Raw genomic sequence first — 21,540 nt, forward strand, 5'->3', positions numbered from 1 at the left:
TCGAACCGCCTCCCTCCGCTTGCCCGGCATGGGCTGACGTGATCCGAACGGCCTGCGCTACGCCGACTTGGCCCGACCATGCCGCGGCGTCGCGGCTGGCCATGAAGGGGTGCCGTCGAGCGGACGGTGAAGGAGCGATGGCCGGCGGGCATCCACGGCCGCGGCCACCCGGCTCGCGGCCTCCGCCACGGCCTCGTGCTCCCAAACGCGGACCACCGTCCAGCCGGCCGCCGCGAGACGGGCGTCAGTATCAGCGTCGCGGCGGCGATTCGCTTCGATCTTCTCGCGCCACCACCCCGCGTTCGCCTTGGGCCACGTCATGTGGATCGGGCAGCCGTGCCAGAAACAGCCGTCCACGAACACCGCCACGCGCGCCGCGGGGAAGGCCACGTCCACGCTCCGCGTCATCCCGGGCAGCAGGCGGCGGTGCAGGCGGAAGCGGAAGCCGGCCCGGTGCAGGGCCGACCTGAGGCCGCGCTCAAGCGCGTTGTCGCGGCCCTTGGTCGCCCGCATCCGGCGGCGGGCCTGCGGCGACGAGGCTGGAGGGGGAGCGCCCATGGCTGTTAGTTGATGCCGCATCCCCGCGAACACCCCCAAGGCCAAATTGAGTGCACTTACAAAACGTATGGGCTCCGGTTATGCTCCCGCCCCCTCTTCTTCGGATGCCACTCGAGCCCATGGACGGCGGGAGCACAGTTTCTGCCACGGACTTCGACCGCGCCCTGGCCTCGCTCCTGGCGGACCACGAGCGGCAGGGCGGCCGCCTCTCCCAGGCCCAGGTCGACAGGGCCGCGGAGAGGCGCGGCCTCGACGGGGTCTCCCTGCTGGCGCTCTGCGCGGCGCTGCGGGCGCGTGGCGTCGCGGTCGCGGAAGCGCCGGAGGTCCGCGAAGCGCAAGGCCTGGGCAACCAGCGCAAGCTGCGCGCCGCCCTGGTCGCCTTGCCCGGGCTCCGGGCCGCGCTCGCCCACCGCCTCCTGCCGCAAGCGGAGGAGGAGGGCCTCGGCCGGCGGATCGCGCTCGGGCGCCGCGTGGCGGTCGACGTGGCCGCGGGCAGCATCCGCTCGGATTGCCCGGACGCCGCGCGCGCGCTGCGCCTCGCCCACGAGGCGCGCGAGAGCCTCGTGGTGCACAACATGCGCTTGGTGGTCAGCGTCGCCCGCCGCTACGCGCACAGGGGCGGGCTCGACCTCGCCGACCTGGTGCAGGAAGGCGTGTTCGGCTTGGCGCGGGCGGCCGAGCAGTACGACCACACGCTCGGCTTCAAGTTCTCCACCTACGCCGTTTGGTGGATCAGGCAGGCGGTGGGGCGCGCGGCGGACAACCAGGGCCCGATGATCCGCCTCCCCATTCATCGTGCCGAGCAGGTCCGGAAGCTGCAGTCGACCGAAGCCAAGTTCATGCTGACCACCGGCCGGCGGCCATCCATCCCGGAGCTCGCGGCGGAGCTCGATTGGCCGCAGGACGCGGTGCTTCGTGTCAGGCACGCCGCGGGCCTGAAGGTCTTGTCGCTCGACGCCCCGAAATCGGCCGACGAGCCGGCGGCGCCCGGCGCGCGTTCGCTGGCGAGCGCAATCCCGGCGGAAGCGCCGAGTCCTGAGGAGATACTGGTGGAACGACAGCTAGGCCGCGAGTTGCGCGCCGCGATGGCGTCCGTGCCCGCGCGCACGCGCACGGTCCTCGAGATGCGCAGCGGCTTCTGGCCCCCTGGGCCGATGACGCTTGAGGAGGTGGGCCAGCGCTACGGCGTGTCCCGCGAGAGGATCAGGCAGATCGAGGCCAAAGGACTGAAGGCCCTCGGGCACCCGGCGCGCGGCCGTCGCCTCCGCACGTTCCTCGGACCATGAGCGCGGTGGCGCCGCTTATGCGGGACGAAGAAGCCGCGGAGCGGTTCGTGGGCTGGCTCGAAGCCGAGGTCCTCGCCGCGGCGCGGGGCGACCGCGACTCCACGTCCGAGAACGACCCCTCGGGCAAATACTTCCTCGGCCGCCTCGCCTCGGAGGACGCCGTCGCCAACGGCGGCTTGGGCGATCGCGGCGAGCGGCTTGAGCCCTGCGCGATCGGGCTGCGGCTCCGCCCGGCCCTGTCCGGGGCGGGCCCGTGGCACCTGCGTGCCCGCGTCCGGTGCCTCGCTTGGTTGCGGGTGGACGAAAGGGCTTGGCGCAAGTCGCTGCCGGTGGACATGGCCGTCGATTGCCTCGTGGGCCCCGGCCGCGGGACCTGGCGCTTCGGGGAGGCGGAGCTGCGCGACGCGCTCAGGCACGCGACGGGCACGGAGGCATTCACCGCGGAGCTGCGCGTCGAGGTCGCGCCGGGGCGGGACGGGCGCCCTGAACTGATCGCCCAGCTGGTGAACACCTCGCCGGACAAGCACCCGGATCCGAGGGTGGACAAGGGCACGCAGCTCTACGAATGCTGCCTTGAGGTGGACGGGTTGGCGACCTCCCCGTTCAAACTCGAAGCCCTCCCGGATTCGTTCCGCTACGACCGCGACGTCCCGGCGTACGGGCTCAACGTCGGCATCGCCGCCGGCGCGGGACGCTTCGCGAGCGTGGACGCCCCGGCGTGCTCGAGGCGCCGCCCGGAATTCTGGCCCCCCGATCGGCCCGAGCCGCCCGATCTGCGCTTCGCGACGCTGGCGCGCGACCCGATCCCGTCGCTGGCGGGGCTCGTGCGCGAACTCGCCGCGTGGGGGGACGAGGTCTGGTCCGGCGCGACGCTCGGCCGGCGCGCGGCCGAAGGGGGATGGTCGCCCACGATGGCCGCGGAGGCCCGCCAAGCCGCGTCCGATTTCGCGGCGGAGGTGGGGCGGATGGAGGCAGGGCTCAGGCTCCTACGGTCCGACGAGAGACTCGCGCGCGCGTTCCGGCTCATGAACGACGCCATGGGGCGCTCCGCGCACGGCCGGTACGAGGGCTGGCGGCCGTTCCAGACCGGCTTCCTGCTCGCCAACCTCAGCTCGGTCGCCTCGCCGTCCGCCGAGGCCGGCATCGCCGACATCGTCTGGTTCGCCACGGGCGGCGGGAAGACGGAGACCTACCTGGGCCTCCTCGTCACCGCCGCCTTCCACGACCGGCTGCGGGGCAAGTCCGACGGGATCACGGCCTGGAGCCGCTTCCCGCTCCGCATGCTGTCGCTCCAGCAGACGCAGCGCTTCGCCAACGCGCTGGCCGGGGCGGAGATGGTCCGCCGGGCCGAGCGGATAGGCGGCGCGCCCTTCTCCCTGGGATTCTTCGTCGGGCAGTCGTCCACCCCGAATTCGCTCAAGCACGAGGCCAGGAGCGATGACCCCTGGGACCCGGAGGACGACGCGAAGCTCGCCAGGGCGCAGGTTCTGGACGCCTGCCCTTTCTGCCGCGGCAAGTCGGTGAGCGTGGCGTTCGACCGCGTCCTCTGGCGCCTCGAACACCGCTGCGGGAACACCGCCTGCGAGTGGCCCGAGCGTGCCTTGCCGGTGTTCGTGGTGGACGACGAGATCTACCGCTTCCTGCCCACCGTGGTGGTGGGCACACTGGACAAGGCGGCCAGCATCGCGATGCAGGCGTCCATGCGGGGCTTCGTCGGGGCGCCGCTCGGCCGCTGCCCGCAGCCCGGGCACGGTTGGACCTACGCCGCACGCTCGTCCCGGCCCGCCGGATGCCTGGTGCCCGGATGCCCCGCCAAGCGTCCATCCGCGCTGGGCTGCGACCCCGCCCTCTTCGGCCCCTCCTTCCGCCTCCAGGATGAGCTGCACCTCCTGCGCGACAGCTTGGGGGCGGTCGATTCCCACTACGAGGCTCTGTACGACGACCTGCAGCGTGAGCTCTGCGGATCGCCGCCGAAGATCCTCGCGTCGTCCGCGACGCTCTCCGGCTACTCGAAGCAGGTGGACGTGCTGTACCGCCGCGAAGCGCGCGTGTTCCCGCAGCCAGGCCCGTCCCCGCGCGACAACTTCTGGGCCACCCCCTCGGACCGCTTGATGCGCCGCTACGTCGCGGTCGCGCCGCGCGGGGTGACGATCGAGTATGCCGTCGACCGCCTCCTGAGCGTGCTGCAGGGCGCCGTCAGGCGGTTGGTGGCCGATCCTGCCGGCGTCTGCGCCGCCGCCGGCGTGGATCCGTCCTTCGGACCCATGCTCGTCAGCCTCTACGGCACGGACGTCGTGTACGGGAACACGTTGCGGGACCTGGACGCGGTCGAGCGCTCGGCGGAGACGCAGATCCGCGTCGACGGCCCGGTCAACACCGCCTCGCTCACTGGCCGGACCGGCTTCGACGAGGTGCGCCAGGTTCTGGCGCGGCTCGACGAGCCGGAGCCCGACTTCCGCGACCGGCTGCACGTCGTCGCGGCGTCCTCCATGATGTCGCACGGCGTGGACGTGGACCGCCTGAACGTGATGGTGATGCTCGGGCTGCCGCTCGGCTCGGCCGAGTTCATCCAAGCCACGGCCCGCGTGGGGCGCCGCTGGCCCGGCCTCGTGCTGGTCGTGCACAAGATCGGCCGCGAGCGGGATGCCGCGGTGTTCAGGGACTTCGAGCGGTTCGTCGAGCACGGCGACCGCTTCGTGGAGCCGGTGCCCGTCACGCGGCGCAGCCGGAGGGTGCTCGAACGCACCGCGGCCGGCCTTGAGCTGGCGCGCTTGCTCATGCTCCACGAGCCCGCCGCGGGGCAGCCGCTCACGCTCATCTCCCACCTGCGCCGGTACTTGGCGGCGACGCCCGGCGTCCTCGCCAGGGATCGCGACTCCCTGCTCGAAGCGCTGGCCACCGACGCGGCCCTGGACGAGGGATTCCGTGCCGACCTTGCCCATTGGTTCGAACTCTTCGGCCGCAACATCGCGTCGCCTCCTCCCGACGCCCGCTTCCCGTCCGACGCTTGGCCCAAGGGCAGGCCCATGCTGTCGTTGAGGGATGTCGAGGAGCAGGTGCCGGTGGTCGGGGGGCGTACGAAGTGAGGGATACTCGCAGCGCGTCGCAGGTGATGTTCGGCTTCCTGCCGGAGCAGACCGTGGACGTCCGGGGCGGCGTGTGGAAGGTGAAGCGCTGGCGCGACCCGGAGATCGAGCGGAGCGTGCACGCCGAGGGGCTGCGGACCGAGCTGAGGCGGCTCGCGTCGCCCTGGCAGCGCGCCGGACTGGACGACGGCATGGCCGCCGACATGGACCGCGGTGCCGATGTCGGCGTCGTGAGCGTGAGCCGCGACAACGGGGTCCAGCTTGAGCCGTACCCGCGGGCATGGGTCTGCAAGGGCTGCGACTGTGTGCAGGACACCCCGGACGCGCCGTGCCCGTGCGGCGACAGGCGCGCGCGGGGCCAGATGCCCTTCGTCGGGTTCCACGAGGCCTGCGGGTCCATCACGGAGCCCCCAATCCCCCGCTGCCCCGCGCACAACCGGGTTCGCGTGCGCTGGCCGGGCACGGCGTCCGCCAGGGAGATCCGCTTCGAGTGCCCGGTGTGCGACAGGTCTCTCCGGCGCGGCTTGGGCAGCCGCGCCTGCGACTGCGGCGGCGGCAACTTCACGTTCACCGTGCACCGCGCGGCGTCGGTGTACACGCCGCGGTCCTGCGTGATCGTCAACCCGCCGACGCGGGAGAAGGTGCGGGCGCTCACCGAAGCCGGCGGGCCGGCCCGCGCGCTGGATTGGGTGCTGTCCGGGATGGACGAGGCCGGACCGGCCGGTGGACGCCAGACCCGCGAAGCGGTCGAACGGGAGCTGCGCGCCAGAGGCCTCCCGAGCACGGCGATCGCCGCGGCGCTTGAGGCGATGGCGCGCGAGGGTCACTTCGCCGCGGACGCGGGGTCCGTCGACCTGCCTGCGCCCCGCCGCTCGGCCGCCGAGGAGGCGGCGGTGACGATGGCCCTCTCCGTCGCGGAGGCCCGAGAGACCGTCCCCCGGATGCTGGCGCGCGCCGCGGGCAAGCCCGCGCTCGTCGAGGCGTACGGACGCCGGTACCCGGCGGCGCTCTCGGCCGCCGGTGTCGAAGCGGTGGATTTGATCGACCGCTTCCCTGTCCTGACCGCGCATTACGGCTACACCCGCGGCAGGCCGGAGCCCGGGGCGGGGAAGTTGCGGACCTTCCGGGACCGGGGAGGACGCTACACGTTGCATGGCGAGCTCGCCGAGACCGAGGCACTCCTGGTGCGCCTCTCTCCACGGCGGGTGGTGGATTGGCTGCGCCGACGCGGCCACGCCGCGCTGCCGGCCTGCGCCGACGACCGTGCCGCTCGAATCGCGGTGCTCCGCGAGGCCGTCGTGCCAGCACCGGGGGGCGACGGTGGGCTCGAACCCGTCGGGGCCGACCTCCTGACCTTGGTGCACTCCTACGCCCACCGGTTCGTGCGGCAAGCCGCGGTCTTCGCCGGCATAGACCGCAACGCGTTGTCGGAGCTCCTGGTCCCGCTCCACCTCGGATTCTACGTCTATGCCGCCGCCAAGGGCGACTTCGTCCTGGGCGGTCTGCAGGCTGTGTTCGAGGGCGAGCTGGACCGCCTGTTCGACGCAGTGGCGGGAGACGAGCACCGCTGCGCCCTGGACCCCGGCTGCGCGACGGCCGGCGGCGCCTGCCCGGCCTGCCTCCACTTGGGAGAGCCGTCGTGCCGGTACTTCAACTGCTTCCTGAACCGCGGCGTCCTCTTCGGGCCGTGCGGGTTCATCGACGGCGTCCGGGCGTGACGCGCCACGGCCCTTGAGCTCGGGTGCATGATCGAGTCTATTTCGCAACCTGGGGATCGGACGGCGAATCGGCCAGTGCTAGCGGCGGGCGAAATCGAGGGGCACACGGAGTCCGGCGTCGTGGCCGTCGACCTCTTCTGCGGGGCCGGCGGCCTGACCCACGGCCTGCGCTCGGAAGGTGTCAGGGTCGCGGCCGGCTACGACCTGGACCCCGCCTGCGCCTACCCCTTCTCGGCGAACAACGGCGGCAGCGAGTTCGTCGAAGCCGACGTCGGCGACCTCGACGCCGCCGAAATCCGGCGCCGTCTCGCCGAAAGCCGCTACACCGTGCTTGCCGGCTGCGCGCCATGCCAAGCGTTCTCCCGCTACACGCAGAGGCGGAGCCGCGGTCGCCGCGGCCGGTGGCACCTCCTGGACCGCTTCGGCGAACTCGCCAGGAATGTCGGCCCGGACGTCGTCACGATGGAGAACGTGCCGGACCTCGCTCGCCAACGGCGCTTCGACGACTTCGTCGCCGCGCTCAAGAAGGCGGACTACGAGGTGCATTGGGAAATCGCAGAGTGCGCGGCCTACGGCGCGCCGCAAAACCGCAAGCGCCTCGTTCTGCTGGCTTCCTTGCACGGGCGGCTGCCGCTCCTGACCCCGCTGGAGTTCGGCGCGGCCAAGACGACGGTCCGCGACGCCATCGGCCACCTGCGCTCCGTCGCGGCCGGAGAGACCGACCCGCACGACTTGGTGCACAGGGCCGCCTCCCTTCAACCCATGAACTTGGAGCGCGTGCGCGCTTCCCGCCCCGGGGGAACCTGGCGCGACTGGCCGGAGCAGCTCAGGCTCGAGTGCCACCGAAAGCCAAGCGGGACCTCGTACCCGAGCGTCTACGGTCGCATGAGGTGGGAGGCGCCGGCGCCCACGATCACCACGCTGTCGCACAACCTGGGCAGTGGCCGGTTCGGCCACCCCGACCAAGACCGCGCCTTGACCCCGCGCGAAGCCGCCCTGCTGCAAACGTTTCCGCCAAGGTACCGCTTCGAAGAACCCGGGCGTTGCACGCCGATGCGGACGCTCAGCCGCCTGATCGGCAATGCCGTGCCGGTCGTCTTGGGGCGCGTCATCGGCCGTTCGATCAGGCGCCACCTCGACGCCGTCACGTCGGGAAGGGCGGGAGCGGGGGCGGCGCGCCAGGTGCCGAGAAGCGGAAGCCGCTCGTCGTCAGGTAGTGGTCGATCGACGTGAGCACCGCCTCGACATAATCGAGGCTGCGGGTCGCTATCTCCTTCAGCTGCTTGGCGGTGTAGTCGCGCCCGACCTCGGAGAACGACGCGTTCCCGTGGGCCAGGTCGTTCCTCTTCTGCTTGATGGTGACGAGGTCTTCGCCCATCCGGGTGCGGCGCCCGTCGGCCGTGATCGTGAAGCCGTAGTCGCCGGACTGATTCCGCAGCTCGCGCGCGTCCACGTTGCCGCTGAACAGCTTGGAAGCGTCGAAGCTGGTGACGACCAGCTCCAGGGCGACCTTGCGCATCGCGGCGGCCTTGTCCACGCCCACGTTGGCCCGGAAGTCCTTCATCACCCGCCTCCGCAGCGGCTCGCACAGCTCGTCGAACGACGTGCCGGTCACGTCTATCTCGTCGTAGATCGCCTGGATGCCCGCCCGGGCCGAGGCCTCCACCGCGTTGTACAGCACCAGCACGGTCGCCGCGCGCAGGATGTTGAGCTCGCGGTCGTGGCGTCCGACGCCGCGCGACAGGATCTCGCGCTCGGCCCGGATCAGGACCGCGAGGTAGCGCCTCACCTCGCGTCGACGCTGCCGGAAATCGGCGATGAACGGCCTCATGGCGAAGCGAGGAGGTGGTCTCGGACGTACTCGATGCGGCGGGCCAGCCGGGGACGGGAGTTGGCGCCGTCGGCCGTGACGAGGCGTTCGAACTCGTCCCCGTTGGCCCAGGGCGAGATCCGCGCCCTCTCGGGCCGCAGGTCGGGGCGCGCCTCCAGGGCGAGCGCCACGCCGACCGATATGGCCTCGAAGCGCACCCTCGGCGTCCGTCCGCCTCTCGGGCTCCGGAAGCCGTGCTCGAAGCCCTGCTCGACGAACATCAACATGCGGGACCACTTCTCCTGCATCCGCGCGCCGTCGGTGGCCGGGTCGAAGCCTTCCTGCTTGTCCCGGATGTAGTCGCCGATGAAGCTCTCCACCCGCTTGACGAACCTCTCGTACCGCTCGGAGTACGCGAAGAAGCGCGCCACCAACTCCTCGTAGTCGCGCCGCTTGACGGACGCTTTCGAAAGCGGCGCCAGCGCATGGAGCAACGGCTCTTCGCTCAAGCGCTTGATCAGGTCCATGAGCGGGCCCGGGTCGGTGCCCCGCCTCTGCTCCATGGGATTCAGGGGCATACCGCCGGAGTTGATGCGCTCGAACATGTCGCGCCGCGTCTCCTCGTCGGCGTGCTCCGTGAGTTCGATCAGGCGGATGGTGGTCCTCAAGAAGCGGCGGCGGCGCGAGGGCAGCAGATCCTCGAAACGGCTGTCGTTGAGGTGGGACAGCTTTTCAAGCCCCACCAGCTTCAGCACCCCGGAAGTGAAGGCCGCCAAGGTCCGGATGCGCTGGGTGCCGTCCACGATCTCCAGCCTGCCCGAGAGCTCCTCGTCCTCGGCCCTGACATCGGCCACGAAGAGGTACGGGATGGGGAGGCCGATCAGGACGGACTCCACGAAGCGCGACTGCAGTTCGTCGGGCCAGACGAAGTTGCGTTGGTAGTCCGGGACGAAGATCTCGTTGCGCCCTTCCTCCGCACCGTCGACGTACTTCGCCACGAGCACTTCGATGGGGTACTCGCGCACGGCGTAGTCCACCTCGCGGGCGTGCAGGCGTATCTGCTCCTCGGCGAGCTGCCGCTGCCCTGCCGAAGCGTGGTCCTCGTCCGGCGGCATGTTCCTCCTCCACATCGGGCGGTTCAGGTTCCCATGATAACGTCCGAGGGTGAAGGACTTGGAGGGATCATTGAGCGCCGCCTGCCCCAACCACGGCAAGGTCGGCGTCGCAGGCGCGCAGCACCACGTCGCCCGCCAGGTTGATAGAGGCGGCCCGGTCACAGCGCGGCCTGCTTGGGGGCGTCGGCGGCCGCTAGCCTGCGGAGATCAGCTCGGCCTTGATGTCCTGCCGCCCGCGGCGAACACGCGCCGGATCAGCCGGCCGTGGCGGTCCGATTGCGTGCCCCCGCCCGGCGCTACCGCGTCCGGAAGCCGATCCGGTGGAACACCTCGCCTGAGGCGGGGCTGTAGAACGTGAAAGAGCCGGTGGTCATCGTCAGCACCTGTAGATCAATGACGACGTCCCTGGGGTTTTGGATGGTCGGTTTGTTGTAGACGACGCCCTTGCGCAGCGCGGGCGGCACGAGGCTGCCTTGGACGACCACATCCATGCGGTCGAACTCGGCTTGTGCGACGGGGCGCGGCATCCTGAAGGCTTCGGCGCCCATCGCGGAGATCATGCAGTCCGAGCAGACGGTGAGGGCCACGCCGGTGCCCCGGATCAGCAGCACCTCGACGCTGGTGCCGAAGGCGTTCTCCCGCCGCTCGCTGCCGGTGATCTTGGCGTGGACCATCTCGGTGATGAACTGCCCACTCAGGTTGCGGGGCGGCGGCGGCCCGCCCGGGTCGAAGAACATCGTCGTCCCGGGGTGCTCGGGTCGCCTGGTCATGCTGGTGGCGAAGCTGCGCAAGCCGGGGATGCGGGCACCGATGACGACCTGCTCGGCGTTGGCGTCGTACCAGCTCTCCAAGCGTTTGGCGCTCAAGCGTACCTTGCACGCGTTCCCGGACTGGAACTGGACGCCGAGTTTGGCTGCCTCGGCCGTGACCCGCGCCTCGTACTGCCGATCGCCCTCGAAGCGGTCCTTCGCCGGCAGCGCCATCAGGGGGCTCAAGCGTTCGCACATCTCTCGCAGAGGCACGCCGCGCTCCTCGACGGCGAGGCGTTGGCGGTTCTGGGCCAAGGCGCCGCTGGTGCCGAGGCCGGTGAGAACACCGACGACTGAGCGGCGTGAAAGGACTGACAAACCCGGAAATTCCCGAGATCAACAACCCCCGCAGATTGCCAGAACCGACCTTTAAAACTCAACTCAAAGTCGAATTTGCTTGGAGTGTCCGCTTGATGAAACGGCAGCCTTGATCCGGCTCAAGGCCGACTCGGCCGATCCGGCGATCAGGGTCGTTTCCTGCCCCGCGCGGCGGTTTCCCCGTCGATGCTCGCGGGACCGGCCCGCAGCCTGAGGGCGGCGCCCTTCCTCCGGGCGCCCGCAGGCCGTTCCTGAAAGCCCCTACCCGAGCCACCGGAACCGCGAACGGCCTGTTGTCAATCGCCTCCACAAACCCGGCCGTTGACGCCAGCGAGAAGTCCTCCACCCCCGTCAGTCCTCGACCGCGGCGGGTGGCCTGTGCACCCCGAAATTTCGGCGCCGTGGCTTGTGTGAGTGTCGCCCCGATGGAGTGACACCATGGCCGAGATCATCCGACATGTTGTCATGACCGTTGCAGGCGCCCTCGCCAGGAAGGGCGTGAAACGCCTGCATCGACTGGATGCGGAGCGGCGACCAGCGGCCCGCGAAGAGCAGCTCCCACCGCCTCTGTCCGAGCATGCCACCGTGCTCCCGGCCGGCAAGGTGCGCGCCTCGCCGTCCTCGCCATGCTCGCGCCCATCGGCGCTGCGCGTGGCTCCGGGCGGCTCCGGTGCTCCCGTGCCGGCCGCTGCACGCGGCGGCCTGCCGGGGGTGTCGGCTCCGGGGAAAGGTCGCCTGTCCCGTCCCACCAGGGAAAGGCTCGTCCAGCTTCGCCTCAGAGGAGAACCTCCGCCCCTCCGATCACCAGGTGGAGCCGCGCATCAACGGCAGCTGTAGCGCCGGCGCGTCGTTGCGGCGGTCGCGGGCCGGGCGTTCCCCTTGCGGTGGAGGGGCGTCGCCGAGCGGCACGGGCCAGAAGCACTCAACCCGGCCCTCCTCGCCCCGGAGCGCGAGGAAGACGACGCGCGACACGGCGCCCCGCTCGTCCGTCTCCACGGCGAGGCGGAACATCAGCCCCTCGGCGCCGTCCTCCCGGCCGAAGGCGAGGGCGAGCTGCTCGGCCTCGACCTCCTGCTGGCGGAGCGTGCGCTTGGTGGGGTCCTCGGCGTCGCCGCGGAAGAAGCGCACCGGCACGCCCTCGACCAGGAACACGAAGTGCTGGGTGCCGTCGAGCACGCCGAGCCAGTCGTAGCGGCCGCTTTCGGCCGCGCGGCGGAGCTGGTGGCGGCTGAAGGAGTAGGCGCGGCAGCCCACCGACCAAGGGTCGTCGCCGGCCCATGGGTCGGCCATGGCGAGGGCGTCGGCGCGGCCGCGGGCGAGCAGGCGGGCGCAGGCCGCGAGGCGCTCCTCGGCCAGCGCGGGGTGGAGGTGCCAGGGGTGGCGGCGCGCGGGCGGCGCCGGTGCTGCGGTGTCGTCGGTCACGACGGGATTGTAACGCAACGGCGCAAAGCGTGCCCGGTGAAGGTGCGCGCCGTCGCCGACTCGCGGTTCGGAGCGTGGAAGTGGGCGAGGCCGGATCGCCGGACGCCGGCAGCCCGGGTGTGGAAACGGGCGAGGCGTCCGTGGAAAGCAGCGGGCGATCCAATAGTGCCCCGACGCCGCGCGGGTCTGCTTTGCACGCTGCGGGCGTGAGGTCCGCGGCGGCGGCGGTCCGACAGGGTCGGTGCGGGTGCTTGTGCCCCTTCCGCTTTGCGAGCGCCGCGCGGGTGTCGCGTCGAAACCCGGTGGCGATGGGCCGGGTGGCGCTCCAAACGGCTCCGGGACCACGTCGGATTCGGCTGTGGACTGTTGAAGGGACGAGCAACGTCGGGAGGCATTGGATGGCGGGTTCCGCATCGGCCGTGGACTTTAGGAGGGGCCGCCGGCTGTGGAGCCTCGCCACCGAATCCGGCGCTGGGAACCGTGGACTCTTGAAGGGTCTGGCCGCGGTGTCTGGCCGGGCCGAAACGCCCGTCGTGGAAACGGGGAAGGTGGCGCCCGACTCGCGGTCGCTGTGAGGAGGGTCGGTTCAGCGCAGAGCGGGGCGTGCCTTCGGGGACACCGGGGGGCGCGACGGGTGCAGGATCAACCCCGACTCGTCCACCTCGACTCGCGCGGCGGGGTACACGGCCAGCGCCAGCTTGAGGTTGTCGAGGAAGCGGGCGCGGAAGTTGTCCATGCGCCCGAAGCCCATCCCGAACTGCGGCTTCAGCGCCCGCCACGACACCGGCGTCGGCCCTTTGAGGGCGTGCAGCCGGTAGGCCAGCCAGGCGTACAGGTCGAGGGCCATGCTGTTGTTGTTGACGGCCCTGATCGCGGGCTCTTCGAGCGGGACGGGGTGGCGTTTCAACTGTTCGAAGAAGCCCTCGCTGAGTCGCGCCTTTTCCACGAACAGGGAGCCCTGCGTCTTGTCGTCGAGGTCCAGGAAGATCGCGGTGTCGACGATCGTCTGGTTCACCAAGCCTTTCGAAACCCCCGCCTTCACCTCGAAGCTGAGTTTGCACCTCGAGATCCGTTCGGCCTGTTCCCGGACGGCTTCGACGGACTTGCCGCCGACCGGGATGCCGAGGCGCGTGAGCCAGTCCCGGAGGCTCTTCCCGAGTTCGACCTCCCGGTGGCCGGTGCGCAGGGCCTCCGATTGGAGGTAGAGCATGATCAGCCTCGCGCGGCTGCCGTAGGGCACGCCGACGTGGACCGGCTTCCCGGCGGGGCCGGGCCGCATCCCCGGCTCGACGATCAGGACCACGCGCTCGCCGGAAACCTGCCAGCCTTGGCTGTCCTTGAGCCGCCGGTGCGGCAAGGCGGCCTGGCACCAACCGGAGTAGAGGAAGCCGATGCCGGAGTCCTCGTCGGCCATGTAGGCCGCCGCGGCCTCGATCTCGCGCCGGTCGAGGCCGCTGAGCAGCGCTTGCTGCTTCCCTTTGGCTTCCAGGATGTCGTGCACCGTTCCCATGGTTACGCACTCTGCCCCGGGTGGACCGCGGCGGTCACTGTGGCCTTTTGCAGGGGCGAGCTACTAGGAAAGATTATTTGTTCTTCTATTTGTAAGTGGCCTGCAAGAGTCCACAGGATAACTCTCCAACCCTTTGATCTTCTTAGTGCAGCTGAAACGGGTTTTCCTACAAAAGGCCACGAATTCCCTGCAACAGTCCACGCCGGCGTTGTGGGCAGGAAGCCGGCGCTTCCTCCAAAAGACCACACCGACTGTCCGCGACTCGGCGCGACGGCGACCCTGCGATGCTCGGTGACCGTCCGGTGCCCAGCCCGATGGGGGCAGTGTCCATGGCGTGGCGATAGCGCGTCGCTGGAAGAGCGCAGGCGGCGCGGCACCGAGGCGCATCGCCGCCCCTTCTAAATTCCACATATGCGCGCGCGCGCTGTTTCCACTATTGGGTGCGGGGTCGCCGTCGCTGGTCGCGCTTCTCCTCGTCGTCGTCCGCGCGGACGGTGCGCCTCGTCCCACCGCCGTGCAGCGGGCCGAAGCGCCGTAGGTCTTCGCGCACCGGCGCCTCGGCCGCCCGGACGGTGGCGCCGACGCCGGTGGCGATCCGGTAGGGGGAGGCCCGCTCCATCCCACGGCGGCAGGAACGCCGCCCCGGGCACCCGCCCCCTCGCTGGATCCCATACACATCCAACCAAGCCGAAGGCCCGCACCGTCGCCGGGCCCGCGCACGAAGTGGTCGCCATCATGAGGATATTCGTCAGTTCGTTGATCACCGGGATGGAGGCCCTCCGGGGCGCCGCCCGCGCCGGCGTCGAGGCGCTGGGCCACCAGCCCGTGATGGCCGAGGACTTCGCCGCCCGGCCGGCCTCCCCGCAGGTCGCCTGTCTCGAGGGCGTGCGGGGGGCCGACGCCGTGGTGTTGATCCTCGGCGCCCGGTACGGGGCCAAGCAAGCGTCCGGCCTTTCCGCGACCCACGAAGAATACCGCGCCGCCAAGGGCGCCCGTCCGGTCATCGCCTTCGTCGAAGAACAGGGCGCCGCCCCTGAGCCCGACCAAGCCGACTTCCTGCGCGAGGTGCAGGGCTGGGAAGGCGGCCTCTTCCGGGGCGGGTTCGCGGGCCCGCAGGACCTCCAATCGAAGATCACCCGGGCGCTGCACGAGTGGCAGCTCGCCAACGCGAGCGGCCCGCTCGATCCGGGCGAGCTGCTCGGCCGCGCCCTGGCGCTGCTGCCGGCGAGGGACAGGAACCACCACTACAACGAGGCCGTGGTCGCGCTCTCGCTCGCGGGCGGGCCGGCCCAGCCGGTGCTGCGGCCGAGCGAGATGGAAGCGCCGGCGCTGGCCGAAGACGCGATGCAGGCCGCCCTGTTCGGACCCGCGAAGATCTTCGACCGCACGGAAGGCTCGGAGGCCGGCATCCGGAACGGGATGCTGTTCCTGGAACAGGGCGACCGGCACAGGAGGTCGGTCGCGCTCGACGCGCAAGGCGGCATCGTCGTGTCGCTGGCCCTGCCGCGGGGGGAGCGGCGCGACCACTGGATGCCGGTGCTGCTCGAGGAGAAGGCGCGGGACGCGGCGGCCGGGGCACTCCGCTACGGCGGTTGGCTCCTGGACCGCGTCGATCCGACGCGGCGCTTGTCGCACGTCGCCATCGCCGCCCAGATCGCCGGCGGCGAAGGGCTGGCGTGGCGGACGGAGCGCGAGCACGCCGCGAACCCGGGCAGCGTCGAGCTCCCCAGCGCCGGCCGGAGCGACCACCCGCCCGTGCACCTGGCGCCGGCCCACCGGCCGCGGGCGGCGCTGTCGTTCGGCGCGGAGCAGCTCGTCGAGGATCTCGTCGTGCTGCTCAGGCGCCAGTGGCGCGCGTGACGGGGAGGCGGCGGGCCGGCATCCCATGGCTTCGGCGCGGGCCGAGCTTCGGCCCGACAGCATCGCGGGCCTGCTCCGCCGCCGTGGCGAACAGGCACGCGTGTCAGCGTCGCTCCCGCGTCGAGCGTGCGTGGCAGCCGTTCCACTCGCTACTTGGCCGGCATCGGCTCGGGCACCCGGACGCGACCGCCGCCCGACGGCGGCTGCTCCGGCACGGACTCCGGCTCCGCGTCCCGGGGCGGCGCCGGATCGGCGCTGCCGAACCTCGCGTACAGGGCGGGCAACACCATCAGCGTGAGCAGCGTCGCGGTGACCAGGCCGCCGATGACCACGGTGGCGATCGGCTTCTGCACCTCCGCGCCCGCCCCGGTGGCGATGGCCATGGGCACGAAGCCCAGCGAGGCGACCAGCGCCGTCATCGCCACCGGCCGCAGCCGGTCCATCGCCCCTTGCCGCACCGCCTCCTCGCGGCCGAGCCCCTCGGCGCGGAGTTGCTTGATGTGGGTCAGCATGACCAGCCCGTTCAGCACCGCGACGCCCGAGAGCGCGATGAAGCCGACCGCGGCGGAAACCGAGAGCGGCATGCCGCGCAGCCACAGCGTGGCGATGCCGCCCGTCAGCGCCAGCGGCACCGCGCTGAACACCAGCAGCGCGTCGCGCGGCGAGCCGAGCGCGGTGTAGAGCAGCAGGAAGATCAGGAAGAAGCAGCCGGGCACCACCACCAGCAGGCGCTTGCGCGCCGCCTCCAGGTTCTCGAATTGCCCGCCCCAGGTGATGAAGTAGCCGGCCGGCAGCCGCACCTCCCGCTCCACCGCCGCCTGGACGTCCGCGACCACGGAGGCGATGTCGCGGCCGCGGACGTTGGCCGTCACCACCACCCGCCGCTTGCCGTTCTCGCGGCTGACTTGGTTCGGGCCCTCGGTGAGGCGGAAGGAGGCGAGGCTCCGCAGCGGCACGGTCGCCGCGCCGCCGGCCCGGCCTTCCCCGGGCAAGGCCACGGGCAGGTTGCGCAGCGCCTCGATGTCGGAGCGCACCGCCTCCGGCACCCGCACCACGATCGGGAAGCGGCGGTCGCCCTCGAACACGAAGCCGGCCTCCCGCCCACCGATGGCGGTGCCGACCACCTCCTGCACCGCGCTCAGGCTGAGGCCGCGCCGCGCGATCTCCGCCTTGTCCACCGCGATCTCCAGGAAGGGCAGGCCGGTGGCCTGCTCCACCCGCACGTCCTCCGCCCCAGGGACGGCGCGGAGCGCGCCGGCGACCTGGTTGGCCGCGGCGAGCATCGGCCCGAATTCCTCGCCGAAGACCTTGACCGCCAGGTCGCCGCGGGTGCCGGCCAGCAGCTCGTTGAAGCGCATCTGGATCGGCTGGGTGAACTCGTAGGTGTTGCCGGGCAGGCGCCGCACCGCCTCTTCGATGCGGCGCACCAGCTCCGCCTTCGGCAGCGCCGGGTCCGGCCACTGCCCGCGCGGCTTGAGGATGATGAAGTTGTCGGACACGTTGACCGGCATCGGGTCGGCGGCGACCTCGGCGGTGCCGGTCTTGGAGAACACGACCGCCACCTCCGGGGAGCGGGAGACCGCCCGCTCGATGTCGAGCTGCATCGCCTGCGACTGCGAGAGCGAGGTCGAGGGGATGCGGATCGCGTGCATGGCGATGTTGCCTTCGTCGAGCTGCGGGATGAACTCCGAGCCGAGGCGGGTGCCGAGGAAGATCGAGCCGGCGAAAAGCAAGGCCGCGGTGCCGACCACCGGGAGCGGGCGGCGGAGCGAGAGGCGCAGGGCCGGCGCGTAGGCGCGCTTGAGGCCGCGGATGATCCAGTTGTCCTTTTCTTGGACTTTCCCGGTCACCACCAGGGCGATCATCGCCGGCACGAAGGTGAGCGACAGCACGAAGGCGGCCGCCAGCGCGATGATGACGGTCAGCGCCATGGGGGCGAACATCTTGCCCTCGACGCCCTCGAAGGTGAGCAGCGGCACGTAGACCAGGATGATGATGGCCTGCCCGAAGACGGAGGGCCGGATCATCTCGCGGGCCGAGGCGGCGACCGTCTCCAGCCGCTCCGGCAGGCTCAGCATCCGGCGGAGCGCGCGCTGCCGTTCGGCCAAGTGCCGCAGGCTGTTCTCGGCGATGATGACCGCCCCGTCCACGATGAGGCCGAAGTCGAGCGCGCCGAGGCTCATCAGGTTGGCGCTGATCCCGCCCTCCAGCATGCCCGTCGCCGTCAGCAGCATGGTGATCGGGATCACCAGCGCCGTGACCACGGCCGCGCGCAGGTTGCCCAGCAGCAGGAACAGCACCACGACCACCAGCAGCGCGCCCTCGGCGAGGTTCTTCGCCACCGTCCGCACGGTGGCGTCCACCAGCTCGGTGCGGTCGAGCACGGTGCGGAGCTGGACGCCCGCGGGCAGCGAGCGGGCGATCTCCCGCACCTTGGCGTCCACCGCCGCGGCGACGGTGCGGCTGTTCTCGCCGATGAGCATCAGGGCGGTGCCGACCACCACCTGCCGCCCGTCGGCGCTGGCGCTGCCGGTGCGGAGCTCCGGGCCGATGAGCACCTGGGCGACGTCGCGCACCCGCACCGGCACCCCCTCGCGCGTCGCCACCACGACGTTCCGGATGTCGTCCATGGTCTCCAGCCGCCCGCCGGAGCGGACGACGAAGGCTTCCCCGCCGCGCTCGATGTAGCCCGCGCCGCGGCTGGCGTTGTTGCGCTCCAGCGCCTCGGCCACGTCGGCGAAGGAGAGGCCGAGGCCGACCAGCCGCGCCGGGTCGGGCTGGACGTGGTACTGCTTTGCGAAGCCGCCGATGGAGTCCACGCCGGCGACGCCGGGCACGTTGCGGAGCTGCGGGCGGACCACCCAGTCCTGCAAGGTGCGGAGGTAGGCGGTGCGCTCCAGCTCCGTCCCCAGGCGCTGCCCTTCCGGGGTGACGTAGCTCCCGTCGGCTTGCCAACCGGGCCGCCCGTCGCGGACGGTGTCGCCGTCCCGCCGCGGCGCCCAATCCACCGTCCACATGGTGACCTCGCCGAGGCCGGTGGAGATCGGCCCCATGCGCGGCTCGGCGCCTTCGGGCAGCGCCTCGCGCGCGTCGGACACGCGCTCCAGCACCTGCTGGCGGGCGTGGTAGATGTCCACGTCGTCGCGGAAGATGGCGACAACCTGGCTGAAGCCGTTGCGCGACAGCGAGCGCGTGGAGCGCAGGCCCTTGATCCCGGCGAGCGCCGTCTCCACCGGGAAGGTGACCTGCTTCTCGACCTCCAGGGGCGAGAGCGCCGGCGCCACCGTGTTGATCTGCACCTGGTTGTTGGTGATGTCCGGCACCGCGTCGATCGGCAGGCTCTGCAAGGAGCGGAGGCCGAAGCCGGCCGCGGCGGCCACCAGCAGCACCACCAGCCAGCGCCGGGCGACGGAGAAGTCGAGGATGCGCGCGATCACGGCCTGGGCCCCTAGTGCGAGTGCTCGGCTTCGGACTTCCCGAGCTCGGCCTTCAGGACGAAGGTGTTCGCGGCGGCGTAGCGCTCGCCGGGGTCGAGGCCGAAGACCACCTCGACGCCTTCCTGGTCGCCGCGGCCGAGCACCACCTCCCGCTTCCCGAAGCCCTCCGGCGTGCGCACGAAGACGACGCTCTCGCCCCCGATCTCCTGCACCGCCGCCCGCGGCACCAGCACGTCCACCCGCCGCTCCTCGGTGGCGACCGACGCGGTGGCGAAGCCGCCCGGGCTCCACTTGCCATCCGGGTTCGGCAGCTCGACCACGGCGCGGGCCGAACGGGTCTCCGGGTCCAGCACCGGGCTGAGGAAGACGACGCGGCCTTCGCCCTCCGCCTCGCCCTCGCCGCGCACCCGCACCGTCGAGCCCTCCTTGACGAAGGCGAGGTCGCCGGGCGGCACCGCCAGCTCCACCCAGACCGTGGACAGGTCGGCCAGCGTGTAGACCTCCGCCTCGGCCGACACCGCGTCGCCGAGCGACTTGGGGCGGGCGGTGATCCTCCCGGCGATCGGCGCCCGCACCTCCTGGCGCCGCAGCGCCTCGATGGGCTGGCGCGGCAGGGCCTCGATCTCCGCCCGGCCGAGGCCGATGGCGGCCAGCTTCTGGCGGGAAAGGTCGAGGCGGATCTGCGCCTCCTGCCAGTCGGTCCGCGCCTTGAGGAAGTCCTGCTCGGCGGAGACCTTGCGCTGCCACAGCCGCTGCTCGCGCTCGAAGGTGACGCGGGCGAGCTCGGTGGTCCTCAGGGCGGCCAGGTACTCGCCCTTCGCCGCGGCGATCTCCGCGCTCTCCACCACCGCCAGCACCTCGCCGGCCGCCGCCGCCTCGCCGAGGCGCTTGTTCAGGGCCGTGACGATGCCCGCCACGCGGGCCGGGACATGGGCCAGCCGGTCGGCGTTCGCGGCCACGGTCCCGGGCAGGGCAACGCGGCGCGCCACCGCGCCGGGGCCGGCCTCCGCGACCTCGATTCGGGCGGCGGCGACCTGCTCCTCCGTCATGCGGACCGTGCCCTCGGGCGCCTCGTCGCCGTGGGCCTCGCCGGAGCCGTGGGCGTGCCCCCCGCCCGTCCCGTGCCCGCCGCCGCCGGCTTTCGGCGGCGCGGCCTGGGCCGGGGCGAAGGGCTGGACCGCCGGGGCCAAGCCGAGCGCGGAGCGCAGGGCGGCGGGCAGGGTCGGTGCGAGCACGGTGGCGCCGAGGGCGATCGCGGCGCCGGCGACGAGCACGAGCAAGTTCTTCATGGCGACGGCCTCCCTGCGGCAGCGCCTACCGGGGCGGCGCCCACGGGTACGACGGACAGCGCCGGATCGGCCGCGCGGCCGCGCAATCGCGCGATGTCGGCCCGGACCTGCTGCACTTCGAGGAGCGCGGCGTTGAGCTGCTCGCGCACGTCCGACAGGGCGCCCTGGGCGTCGAGCACCTCGAGCAGGGAGAACTTGCCGGCGGCGTATCCCTCCCGCGCGAAACCCGCCGCCTCCTGGGCGGCCGGCAAGACGGTGCGGCGGAGCGAATCCGCCGCGCGCCAGGCCTGGTCAAGGCGCCGCTCCGCGTCGGCCAGCGCCGCGTCCAGGTAGAGCCGCCCGCGCTCCGCGTCGGCCTCGGCCCGGTTCACCTCGGCGCCGGCGCGGAGGATGTTGCCCTGGTTGCGGTCAAAAACGGGCAGCGGCACGGAGAGGCCCAGGACGAAGGCGGTGCCGGTGGCGGTCTGGGAGGCCTCGCGGAACCGGCTGAGGGTCCCGTTGACGGTGACGTCCGGGACCGCGTTCCGCCGCTGCAGGTCCAGCTCGGCCCGGCGCTGGTCGATCAGGGCGTCCAGCCGGGCCCGGTCGAGCTGGCCCGGCGGCAGCGCCGGCGCGCGGGCGGGGTCCGGTTTCGGCCCGATGTCGTCGAACCACGCGGCGCGGTCGGCGGCGACCTCCACCCGCGGCGCCGCCAGCAGCACCGACAGGGCCCGCTGCAGCACGGCGGCCTCCCGCTGCGAGCGCTCGAACCCGACCGCGGCCGTCTCCCGCGCCACCTCGGCGCGGCGTTGCTGCACGAAGGGCTCGCGCCCGGCCTCGACGCGGGCGCGCGTGGCGCGCAGCACCTCGTCGGCCAGGCGCACCCGCTCGCGGGCGATCCCCGCCGCGCGGGCGCCCGCCACGGCGCCGGCCAGGGCGCGCACCACCTCGCGGACCAGGTCCAGGCGCAGCGCCTCCGCTTCGAGGCCGGTCAGCGCCAGCGCGTGCCCCGCCGCCTCGACGCGCGCCCGCCGCTTGCCGGCGGTCTCGACGCGCTGCGACAGGCCCACGCCCGTCTCGAGGGGGGTCCTGCCCCGGTAGGGACCCGACGCGGCGAAGCTCTGATTGTCGAGCCGGGCCTCCGGGTTCGGGCGGAGCCCGGCCTGGAGCAGGTCGCCCTGCGCGGCCCGGCGGCCCGCCTCGGCGCCGCGCAGCGCCGGCGCGCGGGCGAGGGCCAGGTCCACGGCCTGCCCGGGGGAGGCCACCACGACCGCGGGCACGCCCGCCCCGGGCGTCTCCGGCACGGCCGGGGCGGGAGCGGCCACCGCCCGCGCCGCGCGGCG

Annotated in this window: 15 protein-coding genes; 5 read left to right on the plus strand and 10 right to left on the minus strand. The window is 72.2% G+C overall.

Going from position 1 to position 21,540, the window contains the following annotated elements:
* Positions 1 to 57: 57 nt before the first annotated feature.
* Complete coding sequence (locus tag ABD067_RS17235) at positions 58 to 579, minus strand: very short patch repair endonuclease (RefSeq protein ID WP_343896595.1); 522 nt, start codon at positions 577 to 579, stop codon at positions 58 to 60.
* A gap of 98 nt (positions 580 to 677) precedes the next feature.
* Here ABD067_RS17235 and ABD067_RS17240 point away from each other — a divergent pair, with 98 nt between their 5' ends.
* The 4 genes from ABD067_RS17240 to ABD067_RS17255 all read left to right on the plus strand — a co-directional run bounded on the left by ABD067_RS17240 (position 678) and on the right by ABD067_RS17255 (position 7,881).
* Entirely contained in the window at positions 678 to 1,844 is a 1,167-nt protein-coding gene (locus ABD067_RS17240) for a sigma-70 family RNA polymerase sigma factor (RefSeq protein ID WP_343896596.1), read from the plus strand.
* A gap of 17 nt (positions 1,845 to 1,861) precedes the next feature.
* Positions 1,862 to 4,930, plus strand: a complete 3,069-nt coding sequence (locus ABD067_RS17245) for a helicase-related protein (RefSeq protein ID WP_343896598.1) — start codon at positions 1,862 to 1,864, stop codon at positions 4,928 to 4,930.
* Positions 4,927 to 6,648 carry a hypothetical protein gene (locus ABD067_RS17250; protein WP_343896600.1) on the plus strand — a complete coding sequence of 574 codons (1,722 nt, stop codon included), beginning with the start codon at positions 4,927 to 4,929 and terminating at the stop codon, positions 6,646 to 6,648. Before ABD067_RS17245 ends, ABD067_RS17250 begins: the two co-directional genes overlap by 4 nt.
* A 120-nt stretch (positions 6,649 to 6,768) precedes the next feature.
* Entirely contained in the window at positions 6,769 to 7,881 is a 1,113-nt protein-coding gene (locus tag ABD067_RS17255) for a DNA cytosine methyltransferase (RefSeq protein ID WP_343896601.1), read from the plus strand.
* Here the strand turns inward: ABD067_RS17255 and ABD067_RS17260 are convergent.
* The 6 genes from ABD067_RS17260 to ABD067_RS17285 all read right to left on the minus strand — a co-directional run bounded on the left by ABD067_RS17260 (position 7,793) and on the right by ABD067_RS17285 (position 14,251).
* Positions 7,793 to 8,479 (minus strand): MAE_28990/MAE_18760 family HEPN-like nuclease, encoded by a 687-nt coding sequence (locus ABD067_RS17260; protein ID WP_343896602.1) that lies wholly within the window; start codon positions 8,477 to 8,479, stop codon positions 7,793 to 7,795. The two genes, ABD067_RS17255 and ABD067_RS17260, sit on opposite strands and share 89 nt — an antisense overlap.
* Positions 8,476 to 9,573 (minus strand): DUF262 domain-containing protein, encoded by a 1,098-nt coding sequence (locus ABD067_RS17265; protein ID WP_343896603.1) that lies wholly within the window; start codon positions 9,571 to 9,573, stop codon positions 8,476 to 8,478. Before ABD067_RS17265 ends, ABD067_RS17260 begins: the two co-directional genes overlap by 4 nt.
* A 296-nt stretch (positions 9,574 to 9,869) precedes the next feature.
* Complete coding sequence (locus ABD067_RS17270) at positions 9,870 to 10,700, minus strand: hypothetical protein (protein ID WP_343896604.1); 831 nt, start codon at positions 10,698 to 10,700, stop codon at positions 9,870 to 9,872.
* Between the two features lie 801 nt (positions 10,701 to 11,501).
* The gene (locus ABD067_RS17275; RefSeq protein ID WP_343896605.1) at positions 11,502 to 12,122 is read right to left on the minus strand and encodes a hypothetical protein; all 621 of its coding nucleotides are present in this window, start codon (positions 12,120 to 12,122) and stop codon (positions 11,502 to 11,504) included.
* Between the two features lie 586 nt (positions 12,123 to 12,708).
* Positions 12,709 to 13,632 (minus strand): replication protein RepA, encoded by a 924-nt coding sequence (locus tag ABD067_RS17280; protein ID WP_343896606.1) that lies wholly within the window; start codon positions 13,630 to 13,632, stop codon positions 12,709 to 12,711.
* 433 nt (positions 13,633 to 14,065) lie between these two features.
* The gene (locus tag ABD067_RS17285; RefSeq protein ID WP_343896607.1) at positions 14,066 to 14,251 is read right to left on the minus strand and encodes a hypothetical protein; all 186 of its coding nucleotides are present in this window, start codon (positions 14,249 to 14,251) and stop codon (positions 14,066 to 14,068) included.
* Positions 14,252 to 14,367: 116 nt separating this feature from the next.
* On the opposite strand from ABD067_RS17285, the gene ABD067_RS17290 reads away from it, so the two are divergent.
* Positions 14,368 to 15,492: a DUF4062 domain-containing protein gene (locus ABD067_RS17290; protein WP_343896608.1), complete on the plus strand. Its 1,125-nt coding sequence runs from the start codon at positions 14,368 to 14,370 to the stop codon at positions 15,490 to 15,492.
* Between the two features lie 149 nt (positions 15,493 to 15,641).
* Here ABD067_RS17290 and ABD067_RS17295 read toward each other — a convergent pair whose 3' ends face one another.
* The 3 genes from ABD067_RS17295 to ABD067_RS17305 all read right to left on the minus strand — a co-directional run.
* Positions 15,642 to 18,929, minus strand: a complete 3,288-nt coding sequence (locus ABD067_RS17295) for an efflux RND transporter permease subunit (protein ID WP_343896609.1) — start codon at positions 18,927 to 18,929, stop codon at positions 15,642 to 15,644.
* An 11-nt stretch (positions 18,930 to 18,940) separates the two neighbouring features.
* Positions 18,941 to 20,218, minus strand: coding sequence for an efflux RND transporter periplasmic adaptor subunit (locus tag ABD067_RS17300; protein ID WP_343896610.1), 1,278 nt, complete (start codon positions 20,216 to 20,218; stop codon positions 18,941 to 18,943).
* Positions 20,215 to 21,540: TolC family protein (locus ABD067_RS17305; RefSeq protein WP_343896611.1), on the minus strand; the 1,326-nt coding region annotated here is incomplete at its 5' end. The genes ABD067_RS17305 and ABD067_RS17300, both read right to left, overlap by 4 nt.

It is taken from the genome of Craurococcus roseus (assembly GCF_039523795.1).
Lineage (GTDB): Bacteria > Pseudomonadota > Alphaproteobacteria > Acetobacterales > Acetobacteraceae > Craurococcus > Craurococcus roseus.

Bases quoted from the DNA above. Each gene is read 5' to 3' on its own strand.
- ABD067_RS17235 (WP_343896595.1), bottom strand. From the start codon at position 579: ATGCGGCATCAACTAACAGCCATGGGCGCTCCCCCTCCAGCCTCGTCG.
- ABD067_RS17240 (WP_343896596.1), top strand. From the start codon at position 678: ATGGACGGCGGGAGCACAGTTTCTGCCACGGACTTCGACCGCGCCCTG.
- ABD067_RS17245 (WP_343896598.1), top strand. From the start codon at position 1,862: ATGCGGGACGAAGAAGCCGCGGAGCGGTTCGTGGGCTGGCTCGAAGCC.
- ABD067_RS17260 (WP_343896602.1), bottom strand. From the start codon at position 8,479: ATGAGGCCGTTCATCGCCGATTTCCGGCAGCGTCGACGCGAGGTGAGG.
- ABD067_RS17265 (WP_343896603.1), bottom strand. From the start codon at position 9,573: ATGCCGCCGGACGAGGACCACGCTTCGGCAGGGCAGCGGCAGCTCGCC.
- ABD067_RS17280 (WP_343896606.1), bottom strand. From the start codon at position 13,632: ATGGGAACGGTGCACGACATCCTGGAAGCCAAAGGGAAGCAGCAAGCG.
- ABD067_RS17285 (WP_343896607.1), bottom strand. From the start codon at position 14,251: ATGGAGCGGGCCTCCCCCTACCGGATCGCCACCGGCGTCGGCGCCACC.
- ABD067_RS17290 (WP_343896608.1), top strand. From the start codon at position 14,368: ATGAGGATATTCGTCAGTTCGTTGATCACCGGGATGGAGGCCCTCCGG.
- ABD067_RS17300 (WP_343896610.1), bottom strand. From the start codon at position 20,218: ATGAAGAACTTGCTCGTGCTCGTCGCCGGCGCCGCGATCGCCCTCGGC.